The sequence below is a fragment of the Roseovarius sp. EL26 genome (assembly GCF_900327775.1).
Taxonomy (GTDB): Bacteria; Pseudomonadota; Alphaproteobacteria; order Rhodobacterales; family Rhodobacteraceae; genus Roseovarius.
In genome coordinates this window covers 672,661-685,417 of the sequence record NZ_OUMZ01000007.1, presented here as the reverse complement: position 1 = coordinate 685,417, position 12,757 = coordinate 672,661, and the positions used below count along the sequence as shown (strand labels likewise).

Annotated in this window: 14 protein-coding genes; 8 read left to right on the top strand and 6 right to left on the bottom strand. The window is 54.6% G+C overall.

Annotated features, from left to right (window positions below; all coding sequences use genetic code 11):
• Positions 1-38 precede the first annotated feature (38 nt).
• Both D9A02_RS11285 and D9A02_RS11280 read left to right on the top strand, forming a co-directional pair.
• Positions 39-407 carry a helix-turn-helix transcriptional regulator gene (locus tag D9A02_RS11285; protein ID WP_254054607.1) on the top strand — a complete coding sequence of 123 codons (369 nt, stop codon included), beginning with the start codon at positions 39-41 and terminating at the stop codon, positions 405-407.
• Positions 388-831: an SRPBCC domain-containing protein gene (locus D9A02_RS11280; RefSeq protein ID WP_120501061.1), complete on the top strand. Its 444-nt coding sequence runs from the start codon at positions 388-390 to the stop codon at positions 829-831. The genes D9A02_RS11285 and D9A02_RS11280 overlap by 20 nt, the downstream gene beginning before the upstream one ends.
• On the opposite strand, the gene D9A02_RS11275 is transcribed toward D9A02_RS11280, so the two are convergent.
• The 5 genes from D9A02_RS11275 to D9A02_RS11255 form a co-directional block, all read right to left on the bottom strand.
• Positions 828-1,820 carry a molybdopterin-binding protein gene (locus D9A02_RS11275; protein ID WP_120501060.1) on the bottom strand — a complete coding sequence of 331 codons (993 nt, stop codon included), beginning with the start codon at positions 1,818-1,820 and terminating at the stop codon, positions 828-830. The genes D9A02_RS11280 and D9A02_RS11275 overlap by 4 nt on opposite strands.
• A complete protein-coding gene (locus tag D9A02_RS11270) occupies positions 1,817-2,785 on the bottom strand; it encodes an XdhC family protein (RefSeq protein ID WP_120501059.1) in 969 nt (322 codons plus the stop codon). The genes D9A02_RS11275 and D9A02_RS11270 overlap by 4 nt, the downstream gene beginning before the upstream one ends.
• A 72-nt stretch (positions 2,786-2,857) precedes the next feature.
• Complete coding sequence (locus D9A02_RS11265; RefSeq protein ID WP_120501058.1) at positions 2,858-4,108, bottom strand: VWA domain-containing protein; 1,251 nt, start codon at positions 4,106-4,108, stop codon at positions 2,858-2,860.
• The gene (locus D9A02_RS11260; RefSeq protein ID WP_120501057.1) at positions 4,101-5,003 is read right to left on the bottom strand and encodes an MBL fold metallo-hydrolase; all 903 of its coding nucleotides are present in this window, start codon (positions 5,001-5,003) and stop codon (positions 4,101-4,103) included. The genes D9A02_RS11265 and D9A02_RS11260 overlap by 8 nt, the downstream gene beginning before the upstream one ends.
• Entirely contained in the window at positions 5,000-5,905 is a 906-nt protein-coding gene (locus D9A02_RS11255) for a MoxR family ATPase (protein ID WP_120501056.1), read from the bottom strand. Before D9A02_RS11255 ends, D9A02_RS11260 begins: the two co-directional genes overlap by 4 nt.
• Before the next feature lie 184 nt (positions 5,906-6,089).
• On the opposite strand from D9A02_RS11255, the gene D9A02_RS11250 reads away from it, so the two are divergent.
• The 6 genes from D9A02_RS11250 (at position 6,090) to D9A02_RS11225 (ending at position 12,158) form a co-directional block, all read left to right on the top strand.
• Positions 6,090-7,049, top strand: a complete 960-nt coding sequence (locus D9A02_RS11250) for a phosphoadenosine phosphosulfate reductase (protein WP_120501055.1) — start codon at positions 6,090-6,092, stop codon at positions 7,047-7,049.
• Between the two features lie 51 nt (positions 7,050-7,100).
• A complete protein-coding gene (pyrC, locus tag D9A02_RS11245; protein WP_120501054.1) occupies positions 7,101-8,138 on the top strand; it encodes a dihydroorotase in 1,038 nt (345 codons plus the stop codon).
• A gap of 36 nt (positions 8,139-8,174) precedes the next feature.
• Positions 8,175-8,849 (top strand): orotate phosphoribosyltransferase, encoded by a 675-nt coding sequence (locus D9A02_RS11240; RefSeq protein ID WP_120501053.1) that lies wholly within the window; start codon positions 8,175-8,177, stop codon positions 8,847-8,849.
• A 221-nt stretch (positions 8,850-9,070) separates the two neighbouring features.
• Positions 9,071-10,558 (top strand): replicative DNA helicase, encoded by a 1,488-nt coding sequence (locus D9A02_RS11235; protein WP_120501052.1) that lies wholly within the window; start codon positions 9,071-9,073, stop codon positions 10,556-10,558.
• A gap of 84 nt (positions 10,559-10,642) precedes the next feature.
• On the top strand, positions 10,643-10,984 hold the full coding sequence (locus tag D9A02_RS11230; RefSeq protein ID WP_120501051.1) for a thiamine-binding protein: 342 nt from the start codon (positions 10,643-10,645) through the stop codon (positions 10,982-10,984).
• A gap of 100 nt (positions 10,985-11,084) precedes the next feature.
• On the top strand, positions 11,085-12,158 hold the full coding sequence (locus D9A02_RS11225; protein WP_120501050.1) for an agmatine/peptidylarginine deiminase: 1,074 nt from the start codon (positions 11,085-11,087) through the stop codon (positions 12,156-12,158).
• 37 nt (positions 12,159-12,195) lie between these two features.
• Here the strand turns inward: D9A02_RS11225 and D9A02_RS11220 are convergent, their stop codons facing one another.
• On the bottom strand, positions 12,196-12,726 hold the full coding sequence (locus tag D9A02_RS11220; protein WP_120501049.1) for a hypothetical protein: 531 nt from the start codon (positions 12,724-12,726) through the stop codon (positions 12,196-12,198).
• Between the last annotated feature and the right edge of the window lie 31 nt (positions 12,727-12,757).

Below are 12,757 nucleotides of genomic sequence, written 5' to 3'. Positions count from 1 at the left end.
AAATCATTCACCTTATTGGTTGATTGATATGGTGCGCAATGTTATTCAACCATATGGATGAATTAGAATCGCAAAATCTGTCCGACCTGCTCAAGGCCGCAAGTGATCCAACACGACGGGTCATACTGACACTGTTGGCGCAACACGGCCCGCTGCGTGTGACGCAGATTGCCACCCATTTCGACATGAGCCTCAATTCCGTTTCCAAACACATCAAAGTGCTGGAACGGGCTGGTCTGGTGCTGCGCCGGACGGAATGGCGTGAGCATCTGATTGAAATACAGCTGCAACGCCTGAAGCTAATAGACGACTGGTTCGAGGAATTGCGCTCGATCTGGTCCTTGCGGCTTGAGGCTCTGGATGACCTGATCACCAAGGAGACTGCCAATGACACAGACAACAACTAAGGCTACAACTGACCTGTATTTACAGGTCGAACGCATCATCTCCGCCCCGCCCGAGGTCGTATTCGACGCTTGGCTCAACCCTGAAATGCTGATGCGTTTCATGTGCCCCGGTCCCGGAATGACCACGCCTAAGGCGACAACCGATCCAAAAGTCGGCGGGCGGTTTGATCTGATCATGCAGGCTGGCGACGATCAAATGCCCCACGGCGGCGTCTATCAAGAAATCGACCGCCCCAACCGGTTAGTGTTTTCATGGGAAAGCCCGTTTTCAGTCGAGGGTAGCCAGGTCACGCTAGACTTTAGCGCGGTCCCCGAGGGCACTCATGTGACCCTTACCCATATTCGCTTTCCCAACGAGGAAAGCCGCGACAACCACCAAGGTGGGTGGGCGCATATCTTGGGCGTTCTTGCCGAAAGCTTCTAACGCGCCCGTCCCCTGCGCGGCATTGGTCGCGTAGGGATTTCCTTGAGCAAGCCACCTACCCCCATTCCCGCAATATCGGCGCTGGTCACTGCAATACCACAGGCCACACGTGACAAAACCCAATCTGCGCCATGCAACACGGGTGAACGCGCACTACCCGGCAAGCCAATCACTGGCCTACTTTCGATATCCCCCAAAAACAACAGGTTGCCCGGATCCACGGGCATGCCAAACCGGTCCACGGTGCCCCCAGCCCGTCGCAATGCCGCCGGAGCAACATCTTGCGGATCTGATGTTGCTGAACCCGTCAGGATCAAAACGACATCTCCTTTAGCAGCGGCAATCTCGTCCGCCAACGCGCCTTCATCATGCGGACAACTGCGGGTCTCAGTTAGAGTTATCTCTAGCGCAGACAACCGGTTTTCGATCGCCGCCAGCCCCTTGTGCCCGGGGCCACCGGGGATTTCTGTTATTATCAAACTCGCTGTCTTCTTCACCGGTTTCGCCAGACCTACCGCGCCCTTCGCCAGTTCAGCGGCGCGTGCAATCTCACCCTCAGGCACGGCATAGGAAATGATCTTGACCGTCGCAATCATGCCCCCGGCATGGATCTGATGAAATGGCCCGACAGTGGCCACTGTAACCATCGGATTTACCGCATTTGCTGCATTAATTTTCTCAACATCCAGCAACACAACACCGGGACCATCTGCAATCAGATTCACCCGTCCCGTAAATGGTTCGCTTAACCTTAGGCCTTCTGCTCCATCTTGCAGAGCCTGTGCCAAAGCCAAAGCGGCTTGATCTTCATGCACATCACGAGGCTCAAGTTGTGCAACCGTGACCTCGGAAACCCCTGCCTGCTGCAGTGCCGCTATATGCGATGCGGTTAAAGCAACACCCTTGCGCAGACGCTTGCCAACAACCGCTTCGGAATGGGCCAAAATGGCGCCCTCGGCCTTGTCAACGGGAACAGAACCAAACTTCATTCTCCACCCTGTCGCAGAACGTTTGTGACCTCCGCCAGCGTGGAAACCGCGATCTCTGATGGGCTGGCCGCACCAATGTCCAGACCTATTGGTCCGTGTATGCGCTGTAATTGCGCGTCACTGAACCCTTTGGCACGCAAGCGTTCCAACCGCTTGGCATGGGTTCGTTTGGATCCCAATGCACCGATATAAAACACATCAGATTCAAGTGCCAATTCCAAAGCAGGATCATCCAGTTTCGGGTCATGTGTAAGTAACACCAGCGCTGTGCGCGTATCCAACCCCAAGGCCTGCAAAGCTTCCTCCGGCCACTCGTTCAGGATCGTTTCACCCGGGAACCGCGCCTGCGATCCAAAGCTTTCACGCGGATCGACCAGCACTGGATCATAGCCTGCGATCCGCGCCATCGGCACCAGTGCCTGTGTGATATGCACCGCGCCCACCACAATCATCCGCAAAGGTGGATTGTGAATACAGACAAAAGTGTCTCCATCATCCTCAAATCCAGACCGATCCGCCCGGAACCGCGTGTTAAATCCCTCGCTTTCTAACCGGCGCTGGACGGATGCACCCGTTACATAAGCCACGGGTGTACGGGCGGCGCGCGCCGCAACCAGATCTTTCAATATCTGTTCTGGCATCACCGTCCCAATAGGTTCAACCAAAATACGAATGGTTCCACCGCAGGCCAGACCAACGGCAAAGGCATCGCCATCAGAAATGCCATACTCTAACACCATAGACTTCCCCGCCTCTATCGCATCCATGGCTTCAGCGACAACCGCCCCTTCAACGCAGCCGCCAGATACAGATCCTTCGATCTCACCGCTTCCGGAAATCACCAACTGGCTACCAACACGGCGCGGGGCACTGCCCCAGGTTTCCACGACTGTGGCCAAGGCCGCGCCTTTACCTGCGCGATACCATTCGAGTGCAATTTCGGGAATATTGTCGAACCGGTCCATTTCGTTCCTCAATTTCGATCATACCGCTGAGATAAGAGTCTTCGGCGAAAACCGCCTGCCCCGCAACCCGGATTACAGCATATCAAGTAAACGCATCTTCTGGCCTGTATCATCCGGGCGCGAAATAGCTTCGACCAATTCTTCCAACGACCCGATCGAATGTCCGGCCCGAAAACTATCAACATGCGGCAACATCGCCGCAATCCCTTGCGCCTTGGGTGCAAACCCATCCCACCTAAGTAGCGGATTAAGCCAGATCAGCCGCCGCGCGGTGCGCTGCAGGCGTTTCATCTCATGTGACAGATCGTCAGGCGCGCCTCGATCCAACCCATCTGTGATCAACAACACCACCGCACCTTGCCCCATCACCCGACGCGACCAATCACGGTTAAATTCGTGAAGGCACGATCCGATCCTTGTACCGCCTTCCCAATCTTGCGCCTCGACCCCTGCAGCCGTCAGCGCTGCATCGACATCGCGGGTCGCCAGATGCCGGGTAATATTTGTCAACCGCGTACCAAAGGTAAAGGCATGCACCTGTGCCCAACCTGCGCCCTTGTGATTGCTCACAGCATGCAGGAAATGCAGCACCATGCGGCTATATTGGCTCATCGAGCCTGAAATATCACACAACACCACCAGATTGGGCCAACGTTCGCGCGGCTTTTGTTTGTGAATACAACGAATTTCGCCACCACGACGTAAGGCCGCACGCAAAGTTGCACGTGCATCAATGCGTGAACCATGCGAATTCGCCTGACCACGTCGTGATGCATAAGGTTTGACCGGCAGCTTAAGACGCGCCAGCATGCGCTTGGCTTGCGTAATCTCATCCGTGCTCATCTGCTCAAAATCCAATGATCTGAGCCGCTCCTGAGTCGACATGGTTAGCGAGGCATCAATTTCTATCAGAAGCTCTTCGGGTCGGTGATCCATCTCTGGCGGCTCTGGCCCCAAGCCATCCAGCAACGCCTCAGTCGCACGTTTTTCTGCGGCTTGAGCTTGGCGATCATCCTGCACACCACGCATCGACGGCAATAACAATGACATCATCTGTTCCAGATACTGCGGATCACGCCAGTAAAGTCGAAAGATCTGAGCAAAGACGTCGCGCTGTTCAGGACGGTTCACAAAACAAGCACGCAGGGTGAAAAAGAAATCCTGTTTCGACGTGAACCCTGCCGCTTGCACCGCTCGCACCGCATCCACCACCCGGCCCGGGCCAGCAGGTAGTCCGGCACGACGCAACGCCCGGGCGAAATGGGTGATATTATGCGTCAGGCGTGGAGTGTCTGGCAGATCAAGTGGCGCATATTCAGGCATGACCGTATAATTTCAAAACAGCTGCAACATTGGCAGCATGCACATCACGATATGGCTCAAACCATTTTAATGTCCCGGCCTCAATGTCCACAGCCAGTATATCCTCTGGCCGATCACGCGCCTGTTCCGGGGCGGTTTCAAGCGACATCAGCCACTGAATATACCGCTTCATTGCCTTGATAACCTCAGGGCCAAACCCGCCTTGGGCGATGATCTCAGGCGCACCGTGGTCTGGCAAAATGTGCCGCGGCTCCAACGCGGCCAGATGATTAAGATCACGCAGATGGTGGGCAAAATCCGCAGGCTCATCGACATAGGTCAGCGGGTCCTCAATCGTATCGCCCGCCAACAAGATGCCGTCTTCTGGCAACCACAATACCGTTGCATCATCACTGTGAATGTTTGCCTCGATCAACACGACCCGGCGGTCACCCAGTGTCAGTTCCATCGTTCCTGAGAAGGTTTGCGTTGGTAAGATCAAAGGGTTGACTGCAGGCGGTCCGTGATATTGTCCTGTTTCGATCACGGTTTTGCGTGCATTTAAATGGTGGAAGGTCTTCTCGTTTGCGATCACATCGCAATCGTTAAAAGCAGAGGTGCCCGCCACATGATCCAGGTGCCAGTGACTATAAATCACGGTTACATCGGTAACCCCTAACCCATTCAAATGCTCCCTTATGAACGCGCCATGCTCTGGTGATACATGGGTATCGTAAACGAACGCCTGCTTGCCTTCGACCACAGTGTAGGTGGCAATCCCAAGAGCTATGGCGCCGTCATCAACCCAATTTTTTTCCTCCATGAAGCGATAGCCGGATACACGCCCGTCATAATAGGCGTAAATCCCTGGGTGTGGCTGCAAAACAGTCAAATGCTGTGTCTTAGAACTTGTCATGCAAGAGTCAGCTCTGATTTCGCCGCCTCTAAAACCCGCGTGGCCTCACTTCCTTGCAACTTTGTAATGTCATCTTGATACTTCAGCAAAGCGCCCAAAGTGTCAGAAATGACCTCAGGGCTAAGGTTCACCACATCCAGCGCCAGCAGGCATTTTGCCCAATCGATGGTTTCTGCGACACCGGGCTTTTTGAACAAATCCTCTGTGCGCAGCTTTTGCACAAAGGCAACGACCTCACGGCTCAGCGCCGCGGATGCCTCAGGGGCGCGGGCTTGTAAGATCTCGATCTCACGATCAAAGCTGGGGAAATCGACCCAATGGTAAAGACAGCGCCGTTTAAGCGCGTCATGCACTTCGCGTGTGCGGTTCGAGGTGACAACAACAATCGGCGGCTCAGGCGCGATGATTGTACCCAGCTCAGGAATTGTCACTTGAAAATCACTCAAAGCTTCCAGCAAAAACGCCTCAAACGGCGCATCCGTGCGATCCAGTTCGTCAATCAGCAATACCGGTGCGCCACCCGGTTGCGGACGCATGGCCTCTAAAAGCGGGCGCTCAATCAGATACTTTTCGCTAAAAACTTCATCTGTCAGCTGTGCCTGATCTGACGCACTCGCCTCTGCCGCGCGAATCGCAATCATTTGGGCGGCAAAATTCCATTCATAAACAGCAGTTGCGGCATCAAGACCTTCGTAACATTGTAACCGGATCAAACGCCGCCCCAAAGCCGCAGCCAGCGTTTTGGCGATTTCGGTTTTCCCAACGCCAGCCTCGCCTTCCAAAAACAGTGGCCGCCCCAAACGCAGCCCTAAAAACACCACCGTGGCCAGTGATCTATCGCAAACATAGCCTTTTGCGTTCAGTTTGTGTTGTACATCACATATGGATGAGATCGATTGCATTAGGACCTCCGTTCAGGGGTGATCCCTGCATAGTCTACAATGGTGGTCAATAGGCAGAACTGATCACATCTTTACTCTAATATCCAGAAACCTCTTGGATTCTTCAAATTTTTGACCAGATTGGACAATAGCCCGCTGTAACTGGGCCAGTTGATGTTAGTAATGGTATTTAGGATTTAACACTATGCACGAGCCCCCCCCCTCTCTCGAACACTCCCTTGGAGGGTTGCAATGGCAAGCCTGGCTAGAAACAGCGGAGCAGATCGCGGACGAGGATGGATATGTCGAATACCTGGGCAAAAATCACGCTGCCATCCTGATTGAAAAAAAACCAACCCTTTTAGTGACGTTTGAATCCTTCGGCGCGGTATCCGCAAGAACAGAAACAGCGCACCCCTTGGGCTGGTCAATGGTGCGGGCATTAGGCTGGTCGCACCTTTGCTTGATGTCGAAAGGTGACACATGGTTTCGAGACGACTGGGTTTACGGATATTTTGACCGGCTGATTGATGATGGATTTTTTGAGGATTTCGAACAGGTCATTTTTTACGGCGCCGGGCCCTGCGGTTATGCCGCTGCGGCGTTCTCTGTATCGGCACCTGGGGCAAAGGTTTTGCTACTGCAGCCACAAGCCACGCTAGCCCCCGAACTAACCGAATGGGATGATCGGTTCCGTCATATGCGGCGTACTGATTTCAGCAGTCGCTACGCCTATGCCCCAGATATGATCGAAGCCGCGGAAACCGTATTTTTGCTTTATGACCCTGCAATTACAACCGATGCAATGCATGCAGCCTTGTTCAACCGTCCCAATGTGGTGTCGTTTCGCACACGTTTCATGGGCGCCGCACTTGAGGCTGCACTCATTCGGATGGATTTGATTTTACGTATCCTGGCACAAATGAGCTCGGACCGGCTATCATCCAGCAGTCTTGCGCGGCTATGTCGTGCCCGGCACGGGGATCCACGTTATCAACTCAACTTGCTCAGACGTCTGCGTCAGGAAGATCGCCATTGGTTGATTACGCGGCTCTGTCGCCGTGTGTTGAAGGAACGCTCTGCTCCGTTGTTCCGCACCGCCTTGGAGCACAGCGAACTCGTGTTAAATACGCAAAGCATACATGATCCACAATCGGCTGACTAAGTCCTCATTCGGGCACTGGCACTGGCGCGCAGGATTGTGTAAAGCCGGGACATGACCCAAAGCCTGACCCTGCACCGACCCGACGACTGGCACCTGCATTTGCGTGATGGCGCAATGCTGCGCGCCGTCCTGCCCGAAACTGCTCGCCATTTTGGCCGCGCGATCATCATGCCAAACCTTGTACCACCAGTGATAACCGGTGATCAGGCTGCGGCCTACCGTGACCGCATTTTGGCCGCCCTGCCTGAAGGCATGAACTTTGAGCCGTTGATGACGCTTTATCTGACAGAAGAGACCAACCCCGATGATCTGGCCGCGGCACATGCCAGCGGATTGATCAAATCGGTCAAGCTGTACCCGGCCGGCGCCACGACCAATTCCTCCAGCGGTGTCAGCAACTTCGACAAGGTGCGCCCGGTGCTGGAGCGTATGGCCGAGATTGGCTGCCCGCTATGCGTACATGGCGAGGTCACCGACGCAGACATCGACATTTTTGACCGCGAAGCCGTGTTTATCGACCGGGTTCTGGACCCGATCCGCCGCACCACACCGGGCCTGCGCGTGGTCATGGAACATATCACCACCGCCAACGGGGTGGACTATGTCAAAGCCAACGACAACGATCTGGGCGCGACAATCACAACCCACCACCTGATCATCAACCGCAACCATATTCTGGTCGGCGGGATCAAACCGCATTACTACTGCCTGCCCGTCGCCAAACGTGAAGAGCACCGCCTTGCCCTGCGCAAAGCTGCTACCTCGGGTGATGCCCGGTTCTTCCTTGGTACCGACAGCGCGCCTCATACCGATGACAATAAAGAAAGCGCCTGTGGCTGCGCTGGCTGCTTTACGGCCACCAACACCATGTCGCTCTTGGCGCATGTGTTCGAGGAAGAAAATGCGCTTGATCAGCTCGAGAAGTTCTCGTCGCTCAATGGCCCCGCTTTCTATCGTTTGTCAGTGAATGTGGCAAAGATCACCCTGACCAAAGGCGATCAGGTAACCTACCCCAGTCATATCGAAACCGAAGATGGCCCCGTTACCGTTTTCAACCCCGGCTTTGACCTGCATTGGCGGGTGGAGTGACCCTCCCCGCCCCTCAAGATTAACAAGGACAAGATCATGATCCCTTCCTCCTATCCCGATGCCAAGGAAATCGCCCGTCTCAGCGCCCGCATGCTGCTGGAAATTCAGGCGGTACATTTCAACGCGGACGAGCCCTTTACTCTGGCCTCTGGCCTGCCGAGTCCGACCTATATCGATTGCCGCAAGCTGATCAGCTATCCCCGCATCCGCAGCACCTTGATGGATTTCCTCACTGTCACTGTGATGCGCAATGCTGGCTTTGAAGCGTTCGACAACATCGCCGGTGGCGAAACCGCGGGCATTCCCTTTGCCGCGCTGGTGGCTGAACGTATGGCATTGCCGATGACTTACGTTCGTAAAAAACCCAAAGGCTACGGCCGCAATGCCCGGATTGAGGGCGCGATGTCCGAAGGCGAGCGCGTTTTGCTGGTCGAAGACCTGACCACCGATGGTGGCTCCAAGCTCAGCTTTGTGGACGCCATCCGTGAAACCGGTGCCAGCTGCGCCCATACGGCTGTGATCTTCTACTATGGCATTTTCCCGGAAACAGAAAAGACGCTTGGGGATCATGGTGTTAACCTGCATCACCTGTGCACGTGGTGGGATGTTCTGGCCGAGGCCCGTGCGCAGGGCTCTTTCGACAAAGCCACGCTCGATGGTGTCGAATCGTTCCTCAATGATCCGCGCGCCTGGCAGGCCGCACGCAGCTGAACCAAGCACAACAGCCCTGACCACGCGTCAGGGCTACAACATTGGCGCAATTGCACTCTGCGGGAAATAGCGCACGAAATACTAAATATTGACGAAATGCCAATCAATACGGCAATATGTGGGACATGGACAGTTATCCACAGCCTGTCCACAAAAACATACAGTTTGCTCTTACCCACGTGGAATCTGTATGAACCCCACAAAGCCGACGGGGAAAGATTATGAACGAGGTCACCAGCTTCAACGCCACTGGCGTCGAAGTCGAGCAAGCTGATTCAATGCCGCACTCCATCGAAGCTGAACAACAGCTTCTGGGGGCGATCCTGACGAATAACGATGTCTATGATCGCGTTGCCAGCATCATTGGCGCACAGCATTTCTATGACCCTGTACATGCCCGCATCTATGAAACAGCGGCCGCTCGTATTGCCAAAGGCAACCTTGCCTCCCCCGTAACCCTCAAGGCGTTTCTGGAAAACGATGAGGGCCTCAAGGAACTTGGCGGTCCCGCTTATCTGGCACGTCTTGCTGGCGCGGCAATCAGCAGCTTTGCGGTGCGCGACTACGCGCAGATGATCTATGACATGGCTATCCGTCGCGAACTGATTGGCCTCGGCCACGACATTGCTGGCAAAGCCACACGTGCCGATGTTGCCAGCGAACCGCGCGATCAGATCGTCGAAGCAGAACAAGCACTGTATAAGCTATCGGAACAGGGCCAGACCGAAACCGGGTTCCAGTCCTTCCTCAAGGCCGTCACCGATGCGGTGAACGTGGCCAATGCTGCCTATCAGCGCGAGGGCGGGCTTGCAGGCATTTCCACGGGCCTGCTTGATATGGATGGAAAGCTTGGCGGGTTGCACAAATCTGACCTGCTGATCTTGGCTGGCCGCCCCTCGATGGGGAAAACATCACTGGCGACCAACATCGCTTTTAACGTCGCCAAAGCCTATAAACGCGGCACCCTGCCCGACGGCAGTGAAGGCGCGGTTGAAGGCGGGGTCGTCGGTTTCTACAGCCTTGAGATGAGCGCCGAACAGCTGGCTGGCCGGGTTTTGGCCGAAGCCTCAGAGATTTCATCGCACAAGATCCGACAGGGCGACATGGACGAGGTCGAGTTTCGCCGCTTTGTCGAAGCCGCCAAAACACTGGAATCTTGCCCGCTTTACATCGACGACACCGCCGCCATCCCGATCGCACAGCTGGCCGCCCGTGCCCGCCGCCTGAAACGGACCCACGGTCTTGACCTGCTGATCGTCGACTACTTGCAGCTGGTGCGCGGTACATCCGACAACCGGGTGCAGGAAATCGGCGAAATTTCCATGGGTCTCAAAGCCATTGCCAAAGAACTCAACATTCCTGTTGTTGCCCTGTCCCAGCTCTCGCGTCAGGTCGAAAGCCGTGACGACAAACGCCCACAGCTGTCAGATCTGCGGGAATCGGGCTCAATCGAGCAAGATGCCGACGTGGTCATGTTCGTGTTCCGAGAGGAATATTATGTTGAACGTGAGAAACCATCCGATGAACGGCTTGAGGAAATGGCCGAATGGCAGGAAAAAATGGCCCGCCTGCACGCCAAGGCCGAAGTGATCATCGGCAAGCAACGTCACGGCCCCATCGGTACAGTCGAGCTGAGCTTTGAAAGCCAGTTCACCCGCTTTGGCAATCTGGTCAAACCCTGGCAGCAAGGCAGCGATCAGGAATTCTAAAGTCAAAAATGCACCAAAATCGCGCCTTTTTGGACCGCTAACCTTTACGGAAAAGCGCTTCTGTGGTGCCGAAAGAGCAAAAACATGCCTCAGTCAGATCAAAAAGCCACTGAAACCTACCTTGCCTTTCAGGTCATCCCGAGGGTGAGACATGGAAACAACTTTGAGGTTGTGGATCGCGCTATTGATGTCGTCAAAGCGGCCAATGTCCCGTTTCAGGTTGGAGCCATGGAAACCACGATGCGAGGCGAATTGAACGACTTGCTGGAGATCGTGAAACAGGCGCAGCAGGCTTGTTTGGATCATGGTGCAGTAGAGGTCATCACGAACATTAAAATACATACCACAACGCCGGATGCATCCGATACGTTTTGCACCTATCACCGGGGTGTGACACCGGGCAACAGCATGTTTGTTGATCGCTGACATGCGCTTTGAGCCAATGAGCTGCTTACAACAGTTTACCGGCGCAAATTATCATGCCAAGCTTCGCCAACCATTCTGAATGAATTGAAAGGGCAGACACATGGACCGACGCACGCTTTTGGCTGGTGGCGCCGCCTGCTGCACCCTTTCAGGTATTGGAGGCACGACTTTGGCACAGGCAAAAGCCCCGCTTTGGGTGCCACCCGAAGAATCCCCCCATGCCCTGACCTTCATGCAATGGCCAACCAGCCGCAAAGTGCATCCTGATCCGGTCTTTTTGGACATGTTGCGTGGTGCTATTGCCGATATTGCCAATGCTATTTCGGCTTTTGAGCCGGTGATCATGCTGGCCGAAGGCAGTACGCACCGTCAGGCAAAAAAATACCTCTCCTCTAAGGTCAAACTGTGGGATATCCCGACCGAAGACCTTTGGTGTCGCGACTCTGGCCCGCTCTTTGCACAAAAATCTGATGGCACCCTTGCCGTCAGCCACATCCAGTTTAATGGCTGGGGCCAAAAACAGGTCCATACACATGACGGGCAAGTCGCAGCCGCTGTGGCTGACCGCCTTGGCCTAGATCTTATTTCCAGCGGCCTACACGGAGAGGCCGGCGCCGTTGAGCATGACGGCCACGGATTGCTGATGGCGCATGAAAGCTCTTGGGTAAACCCGAACCGCAATCGCGGGCTAAGCCGCGACCAGATTGAACAAAAATTGCTACAAGCCTACGGGGCTGACCGCATGATCTGGTCCGCCGGCGTTTGGGGCGAAGACATCACCGATTATCACATCGACAGTCTGGCCCGGTTCACGGGCCCCGGTCGGGTACTTATCAATCTACCCGAAGAGCCGGATATGCGTGATCCGTTCCATATTGCGGCCCTTGAAACCCACGCTCAACTGCAGGCCGAGGACCTTGAGGTAACTGTTATCCCAGAGCCCGTTACCCCCCGCATCAACAGCATAGATTTCGTGGCATCCTATGCGAATTATTATGCCTGTAATGGCGCAATAATAGCCTCGAAATTTGGTGATCAGGAAACTGATAGCCTTGCTGAGGATACGCTGAGAAAGCATTATCCAAATCGCGAGATTGTCTCACTTAATGTCGATGCCTTAGGTGAGGTCGGAGGCGGCATTCACTGTGCAACACAGCAACTGCCTGCCCTGTAAGAAACAACAACCACCGGTCTGATCATATTTCAAGTGCTTAAAAAGACCACGCCCCAGTGGTCAGCGCCAGGACAACACTCGCAGCCACAACGCCGAGACTGGCCAGACGGATTACATTCGAATGTTTCGGTTTTTCAACAATCTCTGGCGCGGGACCGGTTTCTTCAATTACGCCGGTTTCTTCAATCGCACTGGCACGCGAGACGTGATCCAGAAACGCATCAATATCAAAGCCATTCCAGTTTCGTGACAAAACATCCCGTTCGTTGATCACGCGTTGGGCAAAACGGTTGATACAGGCCGTCCGGCGCTCCTCATCTTTGGCCAGATACCGATCGTCTGGCGCACCTGAATCATAGATGTTCAGGCCAAATCCTGCATTTAAAAAGAGCTGACGAACCTCGTCATCTGCATTTTGCAACGCCACAGCCAAAGCCGGATCGCGAAACAGAGCCACCTCTTCTGAGGCCTGCCCCCCCATGCCCAGATCATCAAAAGCATTCTGAAATTCTTGCTTCATCTCGTCTGGTACAACCGAGAACATATCGAAATCATACTTGAAACTCATGGTGCCTCTCCACTCAGGTCCGAAGATGTGG

Bases quoted from the DNA above. Each gene is read 5' to 3' on its own strand.
- D9A02_RS11285 (WP_254054607.1), top strand. From the start codon at position 39: ATGTTATTCAACCATATGGATGAATTAGAATCGCAAAATCTGTCCGAC.
- D9A02_RS11280 (WP_120501061.1), top strand. From the start codon at position 388: ATGACACAGACAACAACTAAGGCTACAACTGACCTGTATTTACAGGTC.
- D9A02_RS11275 (WP_120501060.1), bottom strand. From the start codon at position 1,820: ATGAAGTTTGGTTCTGTTCCCGTTGACAAGGCCGAGGGCGCCATTTTG.
- D9A02_RS11270 (WP_120501059.1), bottom strand. From the start codon at position 2,785: ATGGACCGGTTCGACAATATTCCCGAAATTGCACTCGAATGGTATCGC.
- D9A02_RS11265 (WP_120501058.1), bottom strand. From the start codon at position 4,108: ATGCCTGAATATGCGCCACTTGATCTGCCAGACACTCCACGCCTGACG.
- D9A02_RS11260 (WP_120501057.1), bottom strand. From the start codon at position 5,003: ATGACAAGTTCTAAGACACAGCATTTGACTGTTTTGCAGCCACACCCA.
- D9A02_RS11255 (WP_120501056.1), bottom strand. From the start codon at position 5,905: ATGCAATCGATCTCATCCATATGTGATGTACAACACAAACTGAACGCA.
- D9A02_RS11250 (WP_120501055.1), top strand. From the start codon at position 6,090: ATGCACGAGCCCCCCCCCTCTCTCGAACACTCCCTTGGAGGGTTGCAA.
- pyrC (WP_120501054.1), top strand. From the start codon at position 7,101: ATGACCCAAAGCCTGACCCTGCACCGACCCGACGACTGGCACCTGCAT.
- D9A02_RS11240 (WP_120501053.1), top strand. From the start codon at position 8,175: ATGATCCCTTCCTCCTATCCCGATGCCAAGGAAATCGCCCGTCTCAGC.
- D9A02_RS11235 (WP_120501052.1), top strand. From the start codon at position 9,071: ATGAACGAGGTCACCAGCTTCAACGCCACTGGCGTCGAAGTCGAGCAA.
- D9A02_RS11230 (WP_120501051.1), top strand. From the start codon at position 10,643: ATGCCTCAGTCAGATCAAAAAGCCACTGAAACCTACCTTGCCTTTCAG.
- D9A02_RS11225 (WP_120501050.1), top strand. From the start codon at position 11,085: ATGGACCGACGCACGCTTTTGGCTGGTGGCGCCGCCTGCTGCACCCTT.
- D9A02_RS11220 (WP_120501049.1), bottom strand. From the start codon at position 12,726: ATGAGTTTCAAGTATGATTTCGATATGTTCTCGGTTGTACCAGACGAG.